The sequence below is a fragment of the Methylophilus sp. DMC18 genome, assembly GCF_056314005.1.
Window position 1 is genome coordinate 153395 of sequence record NZ_JBQUZE010000003.1, and the last position, 18530, is coordinate 171924.

The window sequence follows — 18530 nt, forward strand, 5'->3', positions numbered from 1 at the left end:
TTTTAACGCCGCTCTACGTAGTAAAGCATGCCCAGGCCGACCAGCAAAAACAGTAGCGTCGGGCTGATGGCACTCACCAGCGGTGGCCAGTCATTGAGCACACCCAAATGCACGAACACGCGGTTCATGATCTGGTAGACCACGCCCAGAAAAATACCGGCAAAGATTTTGGCGCTGATGCCACCGGCACGCTGTTGCAAAAAGCCAAACGGTAAGGCCAGTACCACCATCACCAAACAGGCCAGTGGATAGACCAGCTTAGCCCACAGTGCGACCTGATAGCGGGTACTGCGTTGTCCATTTTGATGTAAGTATTGAATGAAGCTATACAGGTTCCAGGCCGACATTTTTTCTGGCAATACCAGCAGCACATTCAACAGTTCTGGCCGGATCAGTGACTCCCAGCGCGTCTGCTTGAAAAACTGTGAGGTGATCGAGTTATCCTGAATCTGTTTGCTGTGATTGATATTGGTCTGGGTGACGTTAGACAGTACCCAGTGGTCATCCTGAAAGTAGCCTTTCTCTGCATGGCTGATGTGCTTTAACTTGAACTGGGGGTCGAAATCATAAATGCGGATATCGACCAGGCTGGTGTCTGGCATGACCGAGCTGACATTGACAAAACTGCTGCCGTCTTTAATCCAGAGTCCGGATTGAAAGTCCTGCGCGACGACGGAATCAGTGGCTTGAATACGGATGCGCTGCGCCAGTTTTTCACTGATGGGTGCAATGATCTCGCCAATCAGAAAGGTCACCAATGCAAATACTAGGCCGATTTTAAGCAGAATCATGGCAATGGATTGCAACGAAATGCCGCTGGTGCGCATGACAATCAGCTCCGAGTTCCCGGCCATCGCGCCCAAGGTGTAAACGATGCCCAGCAATACGGCGACTGGCGCCACCTCATATATATGGCCTGGGATACTGAGAGCGACATAGGTGAGCATGCTGTTGATGCCATAGTGACCTCGTCCCAGGCTGTCCAGCTCCTGTAGCAGGTCAAAGAACGAAAACATGGCAAGCAGGCCCAACAGCACCAGCATGATGCTGAAGCTGATCTCTTGCCAGAAATAACGGTTTAAACGGGTCAGGGTCATGGCTTAGCGATTTTGGGGGTGCGTTTGAGCCAGCCCGGCATCAACGGTTTCAGATGTTTGCGTCGGTGGTAAAGATACCAGCCGAGCAGGATAAAGCTTAGGTGCACGGGCCACAATCCCACCAGTACCGAAATTTTGCCTTGCGTAATCCAGGCCTGAAAAATGCTGAGCAGGTTGTTGTAGATAATAAATATCAGGATCGCAAACATGATGTTGAGCGAGCGGCCTGCGCGTGGATCGACAAAGCTGAGCGGGATGGCAAGCAGGACCATGACGATGGTTGAGATCGGAATCGCCATGCGCCAGTGCAGCTCGGCATGGTCTGCGGCGCTGGCATCGCTCAGCAGCGATTGCGTGGACTTGATCTGCGCGGTGGTGGTGGCGGGCGCAGTCTCTTTGGCTTCGACCCGGATATCATAGCGCTCAAACTCGGTGGTCATGACCTCCAGACTGTTGGGCGTTGTTTCATAACGCCGGCCATGTTCCAGCCGTAAAAAATTATCACCGTTGCTGGCTTTGTAGCGGCTGCCACGATTCGCAGTAATAATGCCAATTTTGCCGTTTTGTTTGGATTGGACGAACACGTTTTTGACTTCGTAGCCAAGCTTGTCAAAGCTCTCAATAAAGTAAATGCGATCGCCCGCGCTCGACTCCTTAAAGGTCCCGGGGCTGATTGATGACAGTTCGTCCCGTTTTTTGAGCTGCTCGCGGTAGCTGTCAGCCTTGCCACTGGCCCAAGGCATAATTATCAGGCTGAACAGACTGATGATGAGCACAATCGGCGCCAGAAACCGCATGATAGGCAAGACCCATTGCCTTAAACTCAGCCCTGCGGACATCCAGATCACCATTTCCGAGTCGCGGTGCCAGCGTGTCAGCGTCAATAGCACGGCCAGAAAAACGGCGAGCGACATCATCATGGGCATGAATTGCACCAGGCTAAAGGTCAGGATGGTGCCAATGGCATCGTTAGGTAAAATGCCTCTGGAGACCTGGCGTACGATATTGCCCGCGCGCTGGGCGACAACGATGCCGAGGATAATCAGGAAGATGGCAGAGGCAGAAGACATCAGCTCTGCAGACAATGCACGTTTGAAAATTTTCAATTTAAATGCACCGCTTTGAAATCAGCATAAAACACTAGATAATACAACCATCACTTAAGCTAGTTGCATGGAACCAAAAAGGATAAAGATGGAATTTAGCATAAAAAGCACTTCCCCGGAAAAATTGCGTACAGATTGCTTGCTGGTGGGCATTTTTGAAGGCCGTAAACTCAGCGATTTAGCCAAGCTGCTGGATGGCGCCACTGAGAAAGCCATCTCGGCGGCCGTCAAGTCTGGCGATATGGAAGGTAAGGCTGGTACCACTCTGATGTTGCGCCAGTTGGCAGGCGTCGCGGCGCCCAGAGTGCTGCTGGTCGGCTTGGGTAAAGCCGATGAGCTGAATCTCAAAGGATTGCGTGCCAGTTTCCGCGCCGCGATTAAAGCGTTGCCAGCAGGCGTAGATCACCTCGCCACCGACTTTGCCGCGCTTGCGTTGAAAAAAGTCAGTGTGCAGCAAAAAACGGCAGCTTTGGCTGAGGTGGCGCTCGATGCCACTTACAAAGTGAATGCGGTCAAAGAGAAATCGGTGGAGCCGCATCCGCTGCAATCCGTCAGCGTGTTGCTTGAAAAATCCGCACAAGCCGAGGCCGAGCTGGGGCTGAAACAAGGGCAGAGCGTTGGCCAGGGCGTGGCGTTGGCCAAAGACCTGGGCAATTTGCCACCAAATATCTGTACGCCCAGCTATTTGGGCAAGCAGGCTGAAAAGTTAGCCAAGGAATATGGCTTCAAGGTCGAAGTGCTGGATCAGGCTGCGATTGAAAAACTCAATATGGGCTCATTTTTAGGCGTGACCCGTGGCAGCGAAGAGCCGCCGCGCTTTATTGTCATGCAGCATTTGCACGGTAAAAAATCGCAAAAACCGGTGGTGCTGGTGGGTAAAGGCATTACGTTTGATACTGGCGGCATTTCACTCAAGCCAGGGGCTGAGATGGATGAGATGAAGTATGACATGTGCGGCGCGGCATCCGTGTTTGGCGTGTTCAAGGCCTTGGGTGAGTTGAAGCTGCCACTCAACGTGGTTGGCTTGATCCCGACCTGTGAGAATATGCCAAGCGGCCGCGCGACCAAACCTGGCGATATTTTGACCAGTATGTCTGGCCAAACAATAGAAGTATTGAATACCGACGCCGAAGGCCGTTTGATTCTGTGTGATGCCTTGACCTATGCCGAGCGCTTTGAGCCTGCCGCGGTGATTGATATTGCAACCTTGACCGGTGCCTGCGTGATTGCACTCGGCCATCATGTCAGTGGCTTGTTTGCCAATAATGACCAGCTGGCCAAAGCGTTGCTGGAGGCGGGGGAGCAAGCCGGTGACCGTGCCTGGCAAATGCCGCTGTGGGATGACTATCAAGCACAACTGGACAGTAATTTTGCCGACATGGCCAATATTGGCGGGCGCGCCGCCGGCAGTATTACAGCCGCCTGCTTCCTGTCGCGCTATACCAAAAAGTATGACTGGGCACATCTGGATATCGCAGGCACTGCCTGGAAATCTGGCAAGGAAAAAGGTGGCACTGGCCGGCCAGTGCCTTTGCTCATGAGTTATCTGTTGGCGCAAGCCGCACAATAAAAGGCATGACCAAAATTCGTTTTTATACGGATGTGCCGGATACGCCTGCATTGATGCAACATTTAATATCGCAGGCGTTTTCCAGGCAGCGCAGTGTCACCGTCTATTTGTCAGATCGTCAGCAGGCTGAGCAGTTGAGTACTCAGCTTTGGCAGCAGCCGGTTGAAGGCTTTTTACCGCATGTGCTCGCCGATGCCGACCATGCAGCGCTGACGCCTGTGCAGATTGCCTGGGCGCCTGAGCAGATCCGGCAGGATGATTTATTGTTTAACTGCCAAACAGCATTGCCCAAGTTTTTTAGCCGTTTTCGGCATGTGTTCGAAATCATTGGGCAAGACGAAACTGAAAAAGCGACTGGTCGCCAGCGCTGGGCGTTTTACCGTGATCGGGGCTATGAGATTCAGCATATCAAGTCCATGCAGTCACAAGCATAACGGGGAGGGTGTGTGGAAACTTCAGAAATTCCGGTGTTAACCAAAGTTGTTCAAAAATCTGCGGCGCCAGTGGCCGAGGTGGTGATGCCAGACATGAACGAACTGGTGGCACAGCTCAAACAGGCTTTATTGCCTGAGATCACGCAACTCATCACGACGCAGTTGGCCGAGCAGTCCAGTGAGTCGCTCGCGCAGCACCAGCAAGGGCTGACCCAGTATGCCAACGCGTTGCAACAGACCGTGTTGTCACAGGCACAAACCCAAATCGGCGAAAGCATACAGTCGATTGAGCAAGCTTTTCGTGAAGCGATGGGCAATGTCAGCAAGCAACAGGTGGAGGGTCTGGAGGCGCGCCTGAGCGCGCTGACAGAGGGGCAGCTCGCTCAGATGCAACAACGGGAACAAGCGTTTACCGAGGCGCTGGAAAGTCAGTCCGAGCAACAGTTGCAGGCGGTCGAAGATAAGCTGGTCCAGCTGAATGCGTCGCAGCAGGCCACATTTGCCACCACCGAACAAACACTGCTTGAGCGGTTGGAGGCCAATAGCCAGCAATGGCTGGATGAACGGCTCGCCAGTTTGTTGGCGCAACAGCAAACCGAACTCGAAAGCAGAGTATTGGCATTGCGTAGCCAACTGGAAGCAGCGTTGGAGACGCATTTGCAGCAATTACAGGAACAAGCCAAGTCTCGCTTGTCCGCCAGCCACGAGCTGGCTGCGGCGACTCTGGCTGCAGACTATAAACAATCGTTGCAGCAAGTGTTTAACGAACTGTCTGCACAACAACTGGAGGCCTTCAAGCAGGGCATGCAGGACGACTTGTCGGTCAATGCTGCCAGCATGCAAGAAAAAGTCGCTGCCTTGGTGGCGATGCAACTGCAGGTGATGGAAGAAGACATGAACAAACGGCTTAAGTCACGCATTCTGGAGGTGTTGCAGGGCATCAAGTTTGTGATGCCAACGGTTTAAGGGCTTGCGTTGGCCAGGGTCAGCACCACGGGCGTATGGTCGCTGGGGCGTTCGAGCTTGCGTGGTGTTTTATCTATCACACAGCTTTCGCAGTGTGGTTTGAGGGCGTTGCTGACGAGAATGTGATCAATCCGCATGCCCATATTGCGGCGGAAGGCGGCCATGCGGTAATCCCACCAGCTAAACTCGCCTGCCTGATCATTAAACAACCTGAAGCTATCATGCAAGCCTAAGGCCAGCAATTGCTGAAAGGCGGCCCGCTCAGCCGGACTTACCAGCACCTGGCCCAGCCAGGCCTGCGGGTCGTGGCAGTCACGGTCGTCTGGTGCAATATTGTAATCGCCAAGAACTACCAGTTTTTCATGTTGACTCAGTTCTGCTTGAAGCCAGCTTTGCAGTCCATTAAGCCATGCCAGCTTGTAATGGTATTTGTCTGAGTCTACTGCCTGGCCATTGACGACATAGGCGCAAATCACCCGAATGCCTTGTATGGTGGCCGCAATTATGCGTTTTTGCGTGTCAGCATAGTCTGGCAAGTCCAGGTGAACAGCCTCTATTGCATGCGGGCTTAGGATCGCCACGCCATTATAGGTTTTCTGGCCGTTATGCACGGCATTGTAGCCAGCCTCTTTGAGCGCCGCATACGGAAACTTGCTATCTTCCTGTTTGGTTTCCTGCAAGCACAGTACATCCGGTTGATTCGCACTGAGCCAGTCCAGCACATGCGGCAAACGCACGGTCAGCGAGTTAATATTCCAAGTAGCGAGTTTCAACCATCTTCCCCTTAAATTCAGTGCAACAAGCCGTGCTGACGTTGATTTGCCGCTATTTTACACGAGCAACTGAGATCACAGGCAATGCCTGCATGCCGGTCTAAACCGGCTTGTTAACTCACACCCGGAGCATTAATGAGATCAATTCTCCGGATACCTCATGGATTCTGTGTTTATTTCTGCAATCTGTTTGCATACCACTGCCGTATAAATACAGTTGGGCCTGACAGAACACCTCGCATCCAGTCAGGATATCTTTCATGTTGTCTGGATCCGCATGACACGCCGATGGATTGTTTTAGTCTGCACCTCGCTGCTGGCCATGGTTTGGTCAGCATTCGCCTATGCGGCACCCCCGGCTGAGCCTATCCGCTTACAACTCAAATGGCATCACCAGTTTCAATTCGCTGGTTATTACGCTGCCTTGCAACAGGGTTACTACCGTGATGAAGGGTTGGCGGTCGAGATTATCGAGGGTAACCAGTCCATCGATCCCTTAAAGCAGGTCTTGTCTGATCAAGCAGATTACGCCATCGGCGATTCCGAAATTCTGATTTCACGCTTGTCTGGCCAGCCGCTAATCGCTCTGGCCGCCATTTTTCAGCACTCCCCGTATGTGTTACTGAGTTTGCAAAACAGCGGAATCAAGCGGCCTCAAGACCTGATCGGCAAACGCATTATGCTTTCGGGTGAACATGGCCGTTTGCAATTTCAGGCCATGCTATTCAAGCAACATCTGGATATTCACCAAATGACGCTTCTGCCTTATCGCTCAAATCTGGATGATTTGATTGAGGGGCGCGTGGACGCCATGATGGCCTATGCGATGGATGAGCCCATGCAATTACAGCAAAGAGGCTATGCCCCCGCTATTCTTAGCAACCAGGCCTATGGCGCAGATTTTTATGGCGATGTACTGTTCACGACTGAACAGGAGCTGTTGCAACATCCTGCACGGGTTGAGGCTTTTTTGCGCGCCACCAAAAAAGGCTGGAAGTACGCGTTCAATCATCAAGAGGCCATGGCCAATGCGATAGCCAGCATGCCTGGCGTTGCGCAACGCGACATCAATCAACAGTCTCTGTTGCAGGAGGCGCGTTTAATGGCGCCTTATGTGTTGTCTGAGGTGGTGCCCTGGGGACATATGAATGAAGAGCGCTGGCAGTCGATTGCCCAGACCTATGCCGCGCTGGGGCTGGTTCCTGCCAATGCGCAACTACAAGGCTTTATCTACCACCATGATGTTTCTATAGAACGCCCCTATGTGAACTGGCTGATACGCGGGGTGTTTACACTCGTGCTGGTGGTGGCTGTCACCGTGTTGTGGAACCTGCAAATGCGCCGGCAGGTCTCTGAGCGAACGCGGGCCTTGCAAGAGGAAATAGATCAGCGGCGCCAGACTGAGTATTTGCTCAAAGTGGCGGGCAATGTGGCAAAAATCGGTGGCTGGGTCATAGACCTGCCTACAAAGCGTATGCGCTGGTCTGACGAAGTGGCGGCCTTACATGAATTGCCACCTGGATACTCTCCCAGCCTTGAGGAAGGCATGGGTCTTTTTGTACCAGCCTATCGGGCGATCATGTCCAGCGCGCTTGAGAAATGCATGTCGGAGGGAACCCCTTATGATCTGGAGCTGGAAAAGGTCACCGTGCATGGCCGCCGGTTCTGGGTGCGCGCAATGGGGCAGGCGTTGCGCGATGAGCACGGCCGGATTGTTCAGGTGCAAGGCTCGTTACAGGATATTACGGTACAAAAACAACTTGAAGCGATCAAGCAGGGACAAGACAAAATACAGGCGATGCTGCTCGCGGATATCCCTTTACCTGAGATTTTGCATGCGGCCGTGCAGCTCATCGAGGCGCATTTTTCCGAGGTGTATTGTGTGATTTTGCAGATGGACCAAGATGGGCGGCATCTGCATCATGCCGCCTCGCACCGCTTGCCAGCCAGCTACGCACAAGCGATGAGTCAGCTACCTGTTGCAGGCTATGGGATGCTCAGTTTGACGCAGAACCGGGTGATAGCCGAAGACATCAGCACGCATCCGCTATGGGCTGACTATGCAGACCTTGCGCTGAAACATGGCTTGCGTGCCTGCTGGAGTCTGCCCATTTTCTCACGCAGCCAACGGGTGCTTGGCATGCTGGCAATGTATCGTCAGTCTCGCCACTTGCCAGAGACAGCCGAGTTGGACATGGTCGAGAGTTATGCCCATATTCTCGGGTTGGCGATTGAGCGCGAGCAGGCCGATGAACAATTGAAGCTGTTACAAAGTGGTGTATCACGGCTGAATGATATGGTGATGATCACTGAGGCGCCGGTACACACCCCGTTACAGCAAAAAATTGTCTTTTTAAATGAAGCGTTTACACGTATCACCGGCTTGGCCGTGGACCAGTACAATCATCTTTCGCCGTTTGAGCTGTTTAAAAACAGTACGCCTGCCAACGATTTGCAACGCATTAAGGAAGCCTGGCAACAGCAATTACCGATTAAAACAGAAGTGGTGACTGTCGATCATCAAGGTAACGGCATTTCATTGGAAATGGATGCCTTGCCGCTGCATGACAAGCGTGGCCGTGTGACGCATTGGGTGGCTGTACTCAGGGACATCAGTGAACGCAAGCGCACCGATGCGCAAATTCGCCAATTGGCCTACTACGACACCATGACCGGCCTCCCCAACCGGCTGTTGCTGCAAGACAGGCTGGCGGCCCATATCCATAAATCCCAACTTAAAAAAACCGGTGGTGCCTTGATGTTTATCGATATTGATAACTTCAAAACACTCAACGATACCCATGGCCATGCGGTAGGTGATGCCTTACTGATTGAGGTCGCCAAACGCATTAAACACTCTGTGCGGCGGCAGGATACAGTCAGTCGCCTGGGCGGTGACGAATTTGTAGTGGTGCTCGATAGTTTGTCATCCGCGGCGGACCAAGCGGAAAAGCAGGCGCGCAAAATCTGTGAAAAGATCGTAGGCGCCTTTAAAAAGCCGTTCAAACTCGATCACTACCAGCATTACACGACCCCCAGCATCGGCGTCGTCCTGTTTGATCCTGACATGAGTCAGACCGATGAACTGCTCAGACGCGCCGATATGGCCATGTATAAAGCCAAAGAGGCCGGCAGAAATGGCTACCGATTTTTTGATGTGCAGATGGAAACCGAGCTTAGGCAGCGTGTGGCGCTGGAGGCTGAGTTACATGAGGCCATACAAAAGCGGGAGTTTGTCTTGCATTTGCAGCCGCAATATAACAGACAGCATCAGATGGTCGGTGCAGAAGCACTGTTGCGCTGGCAACATCCTGAACGTGGCCTGATCATGCCCGGTGAGTTTATTGCCCTCGCCGAGGCTAGCGGACAAATTGTCGCCCTGGGGCGCTGGGTCTTGCAGCAGGCCTGTGCCTTATTGCAGCAGTGGGCATTCCATCCGCAACTCAGTCAAATGGTGCTGGCCGTGAATGTCAGCCCCAAGCAGTACCTGCAATCAGCATTTGTCACGGAGGTGCAGCAATTGCTGACCGAGGCCAACATTGCCCCGGGCCGACTTCAACTTGAGTTGACGGAAAGCATGTTGATCGACAATGTGGAAGATATCATCGCCAAAATGACCGCGCTCAAAGCAGCAGGTGTCAGTTTCTCGCTGGATGATTTTGGCACGGGCTATTCTTCACTGTCTTATCTCAAGCGCTTCCCGTTTGATCAGCTCAAGATCGACCAGTCGTTTGTACGCGACATGTTGCAGGGCCAGGATCATCAAAGTATCGTCAATGCCATTATTTCACTAGGGATCAGCCTGCAACTCGACGTATTGGCTGAAGGGGTGGAGACCGAGGCGCAGCTCGACCTTCTCACACGTTTGGGATGTAATACGTTCCAGGGCTATTATTTCTCTGTTCCGCAGCGTACGCAGGATTTTGAACGTTTGGTCGCAACCGGACGGTCTGTCATGACAGGCTGATGCTTGGCAGCGCCAGCCTCTCACGCACCTTACATAAAAAAACTCCCGGTTAACCGGGAGTATGAGAGAGGACTGTGATTGGTCGCTAACGGCCTGGAGTGGCGCTCCAGGCTGCGCCAGTCGCATCAGACTGACGCGCGACCACGGATCAAACGCGGTGTTGATCAGAAGGTAGAACTCAGCGTGATTATCCAGCGATTATCTGTCAGGTCTTTGGACCGGCTTCCGCCGTTAAAACTGGAGCCACCGTAACCTTGGGGACTCCAGTAGCCAGTGTCATTCGCCCCCACATAGTACACGCCAAGGTTCAGCCCAGTCGTATTCGCTACTGCCAGCGTTTTACTCAATCCAATTTTGTAGTCAGTGTTGTCTGGATTCCCTTTACCAGCAGAGTAGTCACCATAAGAGAGTGGTGTTACCTTGGCCGCTACATCAAGCATCCCAACGTGTCCCACCAGAATCAGGTCATAAAACGGCAGCGGATAGTTGGCATTTAACTCGATGTAAGTGGAGCCACGGCTATCACTGTCAAAACCGGTACTCTTATTGGCGCCAAACCAGTCCGTGAGCGTGACAGACGCTTTTGCACTAATCCAGTCATAACTGAGGGCAACATTTGCTTCATAAGTGTCAAAGCGCTGGCTACCCACTCTGGTAACCCCGTCGCTGCGTTTACAGTTACATTTGTTCCAATTGCCGCCTGGATAGAGGTAGCCAATCAGCCCAGCTGACCAGGCGAGCTTTTCAACTGCAGCGAAATTGCCATTGTAGCCCGTGTAAATATCAATCTCGGTGGTGCTGTCGACATAGGTTTGTGGCGTGATACTAGACCCCCAAACGCCTGCATAAAAGCCGCTCTCATGGGCAAGATCCATCCCGGCCTGAACGGCAGGCTTGTGCCATGACTGAGAAATGCCGCGGGAGTAGTAGTCCGACACAAAGGCCACATTTCTGGACAATGTCCAGGCAGACTTTTCTTCTGCCTGGCTAAGCGTGGAGACGAAACTTGCGGAGACGAGTGCAAGAGCAAAAAGGATAGATTTACGCATAAAGAGGGTCCCTGTTAATAAATAATGTGAGCTCATTCTGCGGACTGCAGTGCCCTGCGGCTATCCCAAATCGGCAAAGATGCAGATAAAAATGGCAATGGGAGGTTTGAGGATTAGGTGAGCAACCTGATGCGCAGACAGTGCTTTTTGCGCCCATGCAATGCACTAAAAATAGGCGCAGCATGCCTAATTGCACCTGGATTGATAACTTTGTGATGAGGGTAACCAATGCTACGAAATAAAAGCGCGCAGGAAATGCTTTGTAAACCTGCATGGCGAGCTGAATGCTGGGCGGTGTGCTAAAACAGGAGAGTTGGAATGTTATTTGCTAACACAGCACTACAGTTAGCTCACACAATAATAAAGCAGACTCAGGGATACCATAATGTTAGAACACTGCGCGCGCACTGCGGCATTATTGACGCTGCCACAGTCAAAATATTTGCATAGGGAAAGTCAGGATTTTGATGAGCAGTCTCAGTTCCTGCAAGGCTGGCATCAGGATTACTCACAGCTCTCGGCCGGGCACTTTAATGGCTTTTTGACCCATGTGCACTTGCCTGAGGTGTCATTATTCCTTGAGTTTACTAATCAGCAACTCCATCAACAAGGCTATCTGGATGAGGAAAAAATCTCCATCGGGGTGCCGATGAATAGCATTGAAAAGGGTATGTTTTGTGGCAGCCTCTGCGAACAGCAGGCGGTGCATATTTTTTCTGGCAGAAACGGTTTTGAGTTTGTCTCGCCCGCAAACCTCACCATCGGCCTGATTGTGATTTCGAGAAAATTTCTGATGCAGTACTTGTCAGATGACGATCAGGAGCGACTGGACCAGCAGTGCAAGAGTGCCAAGATTTTATATTTGAGCCAAACAAAGTATCAGAACCTGGTCCGATTTGTGCGTTCTGTTTTCACGACGCTCAAGGCCCTGCCTGGCTTTATTCAATACCCTACGCTGGTGCAAGAAACACAAATGATGGCTTTGCAAATGGTGGCCGATACATTGCTCTGTGACGATTCGGCGCCGAGGACCGTTTATTATCAGCATCAATCCTGGCAAGTGGTCACCAAAACCCGAAAAATCGTGCGTGAACGCCAGGATGATCCTATCACCGTCGTCGAGTTGTGCGAGTCTTTGGCCATGAGCCACCGCACCTTGCAATATCATTTTCAAAGAACCCTGGAGAAAAGTCCGATCGTCTACCTGCGCACCGAGCGGCTCAATGGTGTCCGCCAAATGCTGAGGCACGCCAATTCTGTGACGGAGGCAGCCACGTCATGGGGGTTCTGGCATTTTGGACATTTTTCGCAGGAATATAAAAAGATGTTTGGTGAAGCGCCCTCTACAACCTTCAAGCGCTTTCATGAGTAATGCAGTGATTTAGCTTTATTGGCTCGAAGGCGCGTCTTGAATCATAACGACATCGCTTTCATCTTTGAGCGCAACGCCTGACAATTTTAAACGGTTGGCTTCTTTTGCCAGCCATAACAATTTTTTTGCGGCGGCGGCATAACCCAGGCCATCTGGCCTGACATTGGAAATACAGTTTCTGTCCGCATCACTGCGGCCACGCCGTGGCTGATGCGTCAAATAAATCCCCAGACTATCCGGCGAGCTGAGTCCAGGCCGCTCACCAATCAGCATGGCTACCATGTTTGCGCCTAGCATTTCGCCCACTTCATCGGCCAGTGCAACCCTGGCCTGGGAGGCAATCACCACCGGCCCCAGATGCCATTCCGCAGGGGCTTGCGCATGAATTTCTTGCAATAACGGCAGCGCGTGATTTTTGATTGCCAGTGAAGACAAGCCATCCGCCACCACCAGTAATAAATCAATCGCTTGTTTTGGTTTGGCAGCTTTGAGGTGTAGCCCGCTGTCCTCACTCAGTTGACGGCCCCAATCGGGTCTTAATAAATAAGAAGCCCGGTCTGGTGCCTTGCTCTGAACCTGATGGACATCGACTGACAATGTCGCTTGAATTTGCGCCATCAACGCCTGGGTATCCAGGCCAAGATGAACCGCATCCCTGGCCAATGCATGGCTCAAGCTGAAATCCAGGACTTCTTGCGTAGGCAGGCTGCTACCTACCCTGCCGAGTGCAATCCGCGCTTGCGTAAAGCTTTTAAGCTGTGACCAGGGATCTTCGCTGACGATGCCTGTGCTAGGGGCTGCAGGAGGCTGATCCATATTAAGGGGCACTCATTAATTGCTTGGGTTTATTTTGTAACAAGGCATGGCTATTGTCTACCGGGCGGATCATGCCGGTGTGATCCATCAGGTTCATGCGTTGTAGCCACTGCTCAAACTCCGGTGCTGGCTTCAGGTTGAGTGTTTTACGCAAATAGAGGGCGTCGTGAAAGGAGGTGGTCTGATAATTAAGCATGATGTCATCCGCCCCTGGAATGCCCATGATGAAGGTAATACCAGCCACAGACAGCAAGGTCATCAAGGTGTCCATGTCGTCTTGATCTGCCTCGGCATGGTTGGTATAGCAGACATCACACCCCAACGGCAGGCCCAGCAACTTACCGCAGAAATGGTCTTCCAGACCGGCGCGGATGATCTGTTTGCCATCGTACAGGTATTCAGGCCCGATAAAGCCCACCACCGTATTGGTGAGTAAGGGAGAAAAGTGGCGGGCGACGGCATAGGCACGTGCCTCGCAAGTTTGCTGGTCCATGCCAAAATTGGCGTTGGCCGACAGTGCCGAGCCCTGGCCGGTTTCAAAATACATGACGTTTTGGCCTACCGTGCCGCGTTGCAGTGACAAGGCTGCAGAATACGCTTCATCCAGAATCGAAAGATTAATACCAAACGTTTTATTGGCTTGTTCGGTGCCGGCAATCGACTGAAACACCAAATCAATCGGCGCACCTTTTTCGATGAGTTGAATCTGGTTGGTGACATGGGTCAGGATGCACGACTGGGTGGGAATCTCATATTGGTTAATGACTTCATCAACCAGGTAATATAAGTTCATCAAGCCAGGAATGCTATCGGTGGCCGGGTTGATGCCGATCACGGCATCCCCTGAGCCATACAATAATCCGTCGAGCAGAGAAGCGGCAATACCGCGGGCATCGTCGGTCGGGTGGTTGGGCTGCAAGCGCACAGACAAACGACCTGGCAGGCCGATGGTATTTCGAAATGCGGTCGTCACTTGGCATTTTTTGGCAACCAGGATCAAGTCCTGGTTGCGCATCAGCTTGCTGACCGCAGCCGCCATTTCCGGTGTGATGCCTTTGGCAACCCGCGTCAGCGTGGCGGTATCCGTGGTATCCAGCAACAGCCAGTCTCGAAAATCGCCTACGGTTAAATGGCTGATCTCACTAAATGCCTGCGCATCATGCGTATCAATGATCAAGCGCGTCACTTCGTCTTGTTCATAAGGCAGCAGCAACTCCTCTAAAAAGCGTTTGAGCGGCACACTGGCAAGGCACATCCTGGCGGCCATGCGCTCAACATAAGTCTCTGCAGCCACGCCTGCGAGAAAGTCGCCAGAGCGCGGCGGTGAGGCTTTTGCCATCACTTCTTTCAAGTCTTTAAACTGATACTGATGTACTCCGACGCTGTAACTGTAAGCCATCTTTTTCTCACTCTCCAAGGAATCAACAGGGGACTCCTTTACGTACCTTGCATGGATTGTCCGCGTTTAACGGTCAGTCGCGGTGTCGCGTTGCCCTTTTGTCAGGCTGAAATAAATATAGCCCACTGCCATCAGCACGGCAAACACCAGCGCCAATGCCTGATTGTAGTAGACCATGGTCAGCAAACTGATCACGGCAAGGCTCAAGGCAATGGCCGGAAACAGCGGATAACCCATGGTTCGGAACGGGCGTTCAAGCTTAGGCTCATTTTTTCTCAGCGCAAAAAAGCTCAGCATCGAAACGATATACATGACGATGGCCCCGAATACCGCCATCGTGATCAAGTTTGCCGTGAGCGTCATGCCATTAAACTGTAAGTCATCACTCAAAATAGCTGCCAGGCCGACCACGGCCCCAGCGATCAACGCGCGATGTGGGGTTCTAAAGCGCGCATGCGTGGCTTCAAAGTATTTGGGCATAAATCCGGCGCGTGCCAGGGCAAAAATCTGCCGTGAGCAACCAAGCAAAATTCCGTGAAAAGAGGCGATCAATCCTAGCAAGCCAATCCAAACCAGCATATGTAACCAGCCACTGTTCTCACCCACCACCACTTTCATTGCCTGTGGAATAGGATCATTGACATTGGCCAGGGTTCTCCAGTCACCTACGCCACCTGCATATAACATCACGCCTATGGCCAGAAACACCAGCGTCAGAATCCCGGCAATATAGGCTTTGGGGATCGTTCTTCTCGGATCTTTGGCTTCTTCTGCCGCCATGGCCACGCCTTCAATGGCGAGAAAAAACCAAATGGCAAATGGAATCGCCGCCACCATGCCTGGAATCGCTGCGCTGCTAAAAACGTCATTACCTGCCCAGCCATGTGCGACAAAGTTTGTCATCGAGAAACCGGGGGCAACCACGCCCATAAACACCAATAACTCAATAATCGCGAGCAAGGTGACCAGCAGTTCAAAGGTGGCAGCGATATGCACTCCAACAATATTCAAACTGACAAATACAATATAAGCACCCACGGCAAAAAGCTTGGGGTCTATGCCCGGATATTGCACATTCAGATAGGCGCCAATCGCCATCGCAATGGCCGGCGGTGCGAATAAAAACTCAATCAAGGTGGCATAACCGGCAACATACGCCATCTTAGGACCAAAAGCCCGTCTGGCGTAAGCAAACGGCCCACCGGCATGCGGAATAGAAGTAGTCAGTTCGGTAAAACTGAAAATAAAGGTGGTGTACATCAGCGCGATAAAGAGCGTGGTCACCAAAAAACCCAAGGTTCCCGCTTTATCCCAGCCGTAACTCCAGCCAAAATATTCACCAGAAATCACCAGCCCGACGGCCAGTCCCCATAAATGCCAACCATTCAGCGTTGGCTTTAACGATACGCTCATGACAGCTTCCCCTAGCAATTAAAAATCATGGTCGTATCATGCGAGTTTCGCGTGAATTCAACTATCCCATTTTCGCAATGATGGGTTGCGCGCTATAGATTACCTAAGGTTGGGCTTGAGTCGTACAAGCTTGGGTAATTGCAACGAAGTAAGCTACATCAGCAGAGTCTGCTTGATCACAGACGCGATGTTGAAAGAATAAATACGTCGTCTCACGCAAGGTGAGCGTTAAGTGAGCGACCCTTTAGGGCGAGTGCTGTTGCCATTTCATGGCTTATGATCCGCCAACTTTCATGAGTATCAGCCCAGAAATGATTAAGGTTGCCGCAAGCAATCGCAACATTGTGATGGGTTCAGAGAGCACCGTGATGCCAACGATAAATGCACCAACGCCACCAATCCCCGTCCAAACAGTGTAAGCAGTGCCCATGGGGATGGTGCGCATCGCTGAAGACAGCAACCAAAAGCTTCCTATCACGGTAAGCAGCGTCATGAGTGACGGTAGCAGTTTTGAAAAACCATCAGACTCTTTGATCGCGTAAGCGAAGATGATTTCCAGAATGCCAGCGGCGAAAAGTTGTAACCAAGCCATAAATTGTCCTAAAGTGAAGCCAAGCCGTCCTGTGAAAACGCAATGGCTGGATGGCTTCCCCACTGCGCTAAAGATAGTCATCTTTTTGTGCAACATCCCTATTAAAAGCAAAAAATATTTTTGAATGGATCAGGGAAATGTCAGCGGTCCGCTGACAGACCCAGCAAAGCTATTGGTGTTGCAAGTAATCTCGCCATCCAGAAAACTGAGAAATTTCATCTGCAGTTTCCAGGGCGTAATCCTCACAAATAAATCCGGTGACCCATGAGCCATCTATCAGTTCAACCTTGCCCAGTCCTAATGGCGCCGGAATATCATTTAGAAAGGCGCCTAGCTCTTGGGTGGGGATTTCCCAGATTTCCACCTCAAATGACCGGCCACCGGTTGCAACTCTTCTTAACCCTGGTCGTTTGGGCGGTGAGCCCGCCAAGGCATAAAACTGGTAAGCAGGGGAGGTCTGTGTTTTTTTGAGCAATTGCCCGCCTTTATCTTTTAATTGCCAATTCAAGGGTAAACCGTCTAAATGTGCGCCACACACCAGCAGCTGTGAGCGATCATTTTTTGCCAAGGTGGTAGGGGGCGCGGCCATGTGTTCGAATTGACCAATCAGCGGTAGTTTTGAGGTGCGCTGAAAACTGTCCGCAATACTTAAAAGATATTGGTCACAGAATGCACGCCCAAAAAAAGTCACCCCGGAAGGCAGGCCATTCCGCATGAATCCAGCCGGAACCGCTACCGCCGCATAGTCGAGCAGATTCATGAAGTTGGTGTAAGTCCCCAAATCAGAGTTACGTTTCACAGGCTCTGCCGCTAGCTCGACCAAGGTGACTGGGCGGGGGTAGGCCGGTGTGATCATGAAATCCAGGTTGGCAAGAATGGCATCCGTCTTGACTTTTAGCGCTTGTAATTTGTATTGCGCTCTAAACGCTTGCACCGCCGTGGCAGTTGGTGCTTTCTGCAGCACATCTCTGATGACAGGCAGCACCGCTTCTGGATTATTCTCAATCAACTCGCCAACGACGCTGTATCTTTCAGCGACCCAAGGGCCTTCGTAAAGAAGCTTCGCAGCCTCCAGAAAGGCACTGAAGTCTATTTCAATGGCAATGCCCCCCATGGTCTCAAGGGTGGAGACTGAACGCTCAAAGAGGGCCTGACTTTCAGCGCAACCTAGAAACTCTAATTGTTTAGGGACGCCAAACTTAAATCCGGAGGCGGGGATACCAAACGATCTGCCCGTGTTCCAGCCAACATTGGCACGACTGTATTCGTCTTCTGGATCCTTATGCGCAGTGAGTGCTAGCAGTTTGCTTGCTTCCAATGCAGTCGCGGTAAAAAAGGTCGTGCAATCCAGTGTGCGACAAGCTGGCACCACGCCAGCCGTTGAAATTAAGCCCTTGGTGGCTTTCAATCCAATCAGGTTATTGAGCGCTGCCGGAACACGCCCGCTGCCTGCGGTATCCGTTCCGAGTGCAAACGATGCCAGTCCCAATGCCACTGCCAGCGCGGAGCCTGCACTGGAGCCGCCACTGGGATATTCAGCAAGGACGCTATTGCGGCAGAGTCCATAGGGGGAGCGGGTGCCGTTAAGGCCAGTCGCGAACTGATCAAGATTCGTTTTACCGATGGGGATCGCGCCTAGTGCGATCAACTGCGCAACAATGGTGGCATTTTTTGCCGGGATGTAACTAAACGCAGGACATGCCGCCGTGGTCGGGACACCTGCCAGGTCGATGTTATCCTTGACCGCAAATGGGACGCCATACAGCGGTAAGCTTTCCGGCCCGGTTGCCTCTAGATTTGCCAGATAAGGCGCTAATTCTTCTTCGGTCAGAATGTGGATGAAGAGCTTGTATTCTGGATTTAACTGGAGGGCTCTTTCGCGCAATGCTTGAATGAGTTCACGGGGTGAGAACGCATGCTTGGCATACGCATTTTTAAGGGCATCCAATTGCAGGTTATATGGGTGTTTCATTTCA

Annotated in this window: 14 protein-coding genes; 5 read left to right on the forward strand and 9 right to left on the reverse strand. The window is 51.9% G+C overall.

Going from position 1 to position 18530, the window contains the following annotated elements; genetic code table 11:
- Positions 1-2: 2 nt before the first annotated feature.
- Complete coding sequence (gene lptG / locus ACT53G_RS07650) at positions 3-1097, reverse strand: LPS export ABC transporter permease LptG (protein ID WP_194748809.1); 1095 nt, start codon at positions 1095-1097, stop codon at positions 3-5.
- Entirely contained in the window at positions 1094-2203 is a 1110-nt protein-coding gene (gene lptF / locus ACT53G_RS07655; protein ID WP_194748808.1) for an LPS export ABC transporter permease LptF, read from the reverse strand. Before lptF ends, lptG begins: the two co-directional genes overlap by 4 nt.
- Before the next feature lie 88 nt (positions 2204-2291).
- Between lptF and ACT53G_RS07660 the strand changes: the two genes are divergently transcribed.
- From ACT53G_RS07660 to ACT53G_RS07670, 3 genes are read left to right on the forward strand one after another with little or no spacing between them, the layout of a single operon-like run.
- Positions 2292-3773 (forward strand): leucyl aminopeptidase, encoded by a 1482-nt coding sequence (locus ACT53G_RS07660; protein ID WP_194748807.1) that lies wholly within the window; start codon positions 2292-2294, stop codon positions 3771-3773.
- 5 nt (positions 3774-3778) lie between these two features.
- Positions 3779-4207: a DNA polymerase III subunit chi gene (locus ACT53G_RS07665; protein ID WP_476155826.1), complete on the forward strand. Its 429-nt coding sequence runs from the start codon at positions 3779-3781 to the stop codon at positions 4205-4207.
- A gap of 12 nt (positions 4208-4219) precedes the next feature.
- Positions 4220-5173 carry a hypothetical protein gene (locus ACT53G_RS07670; protein WP_476155824.1) on the forward strand — a complete coding sequence of 318 codons (954 nt, stop codon included), beginning with the start codon at positions 4220-4222 and terminating at the stop codon, positions 5171-5173.
- Here ACT53G_RS07670 and xth read toward each other — a convergent pair.
- Complete coding sequence (gene xth, locus ACT53G_RS07675; protein ID WP_476155822.1) at positions 5170-5946, reverse strand: exodeoxyribonuclease III; 777 nt, start codon at positions 5944-5946, stop codon at positions 5170-5172. The genes ACT53G_RS07670 and xth overlap by 4 nt on opposite strands.
- A gap of 277 nt (positions 5947-6223) precedes the next feature.
- Here xth and ACT53G_RS07680 point away from each other — a divergent pair, with 277 nt between their 5' ends.
- Entirely contained in the window at positions 6224-9913 is a 3690-nt protein-coding gene (locus tag ACT53G_RS07680; protein ID WP_476169113.1) for an EAL domain-containing protein, read from the forward strand.
- A 164-nt stretch (positions 9914-10077) separates the two neighbouring features.
- Here the strand turns inward: ACT53G_RS07680 and ACT53G_RS07685 are convergent, their stop codons facing one another.
- Positions 10078-10962, reverse strand: coding sequence for a TorF family putative porin (locus ACT53G_RS07685; protein WP_476169114.1), 885 nt, complete (start codon positions 10960-10962; stop codon positions 10078-10080).
- Between the two features lie 385 nt (positions 10963-11347).
- Between ACT53G_RS07685 and ACT53G_RS07690 the strand changes: the two genes are divergently transcribed.
- On the forward strand, positions 11348-12334 hold the full coding sequence (locus ACT53G_RS07690) for a helix-turn-helix domain-containing protein (RefSeq protein ID WP_476169115.1): 987 nt from the start codon (positions 11348-11350) through the stop codon (positions 12332-12334).
- A gap of 15 nt (positions 12335-12349) precedes the next feature.
- On the opposite strand, the gene eutC is transcribed toward ACT53G_RS07690, so the two are convergent.
- The 5 genes from eutC to atzF all read right to left on the reverse strand — a co-directional run bounded on the left by eutC (position 12350) and on the right by atzF (position 18526).
- Positions 12350-13150, reverse strand: a complete 801-nt coding sequence (gene eutC, locus ACT53G_RS07695; protein WP_476169116.1) for an ethanolamine ammonia-lyase subunit EutC — start codon at positions 13148-13150, stop codon at positions 12350-12352.
- Between the two features lies 1 nt (position 13151).
- The gene (locus tag ACT53G_RS07700) at positions 13152-14549 is read right to left on the reverse strand and encodes an ethanolamine ammonia-lyase subunit EutB (protein ID WP_338655476.1); all 1398 of its coding nucleotides are present in this window, start codon (positions 14547-14549) and stop codon (positions 13152-13154) included.
- Between the two features lie 66 nt (positions 14550-14615).
- Positions 14616-15962 carry an ethanolamine permease gene (gene eat, locus ACT53G_RS07705; RefSeq protein WP_194748798.1) on the reverse strand — a complete coding sequence of 449 codons (1347 nt, stop codon included), beginning with the start codon at positions 15960-15962 and terminating at the stop codon, positions 14616-14618.
- 274 nt (positions 15963-16236) lie between these two features.
- Positions 16237-16554 (reverse strand): DMT family transporter, encoded by a 318-nt coding sequence (locus ACT53G_RS07710; protein WP_194748797.1) that lies wholly within the window; start codon positions 16552-16554, stop codon positions 16237-16239.
- A 169-nt stretch (positions 16555-16723) separates the two neighbouring features.
- On the reverse strand, positions 16724-18526 hold the full coding sequence (gene atzF / locus ACT53G_RS07715; RefSeq protein WP_476169117.1) for an allophanate hydrolase: 1803 nt from the start codon (positions 18524-18526) through the stop codon (positions 16724-16726).
- Positions 18527-18530: the final 4 nt, after the last annotated feature.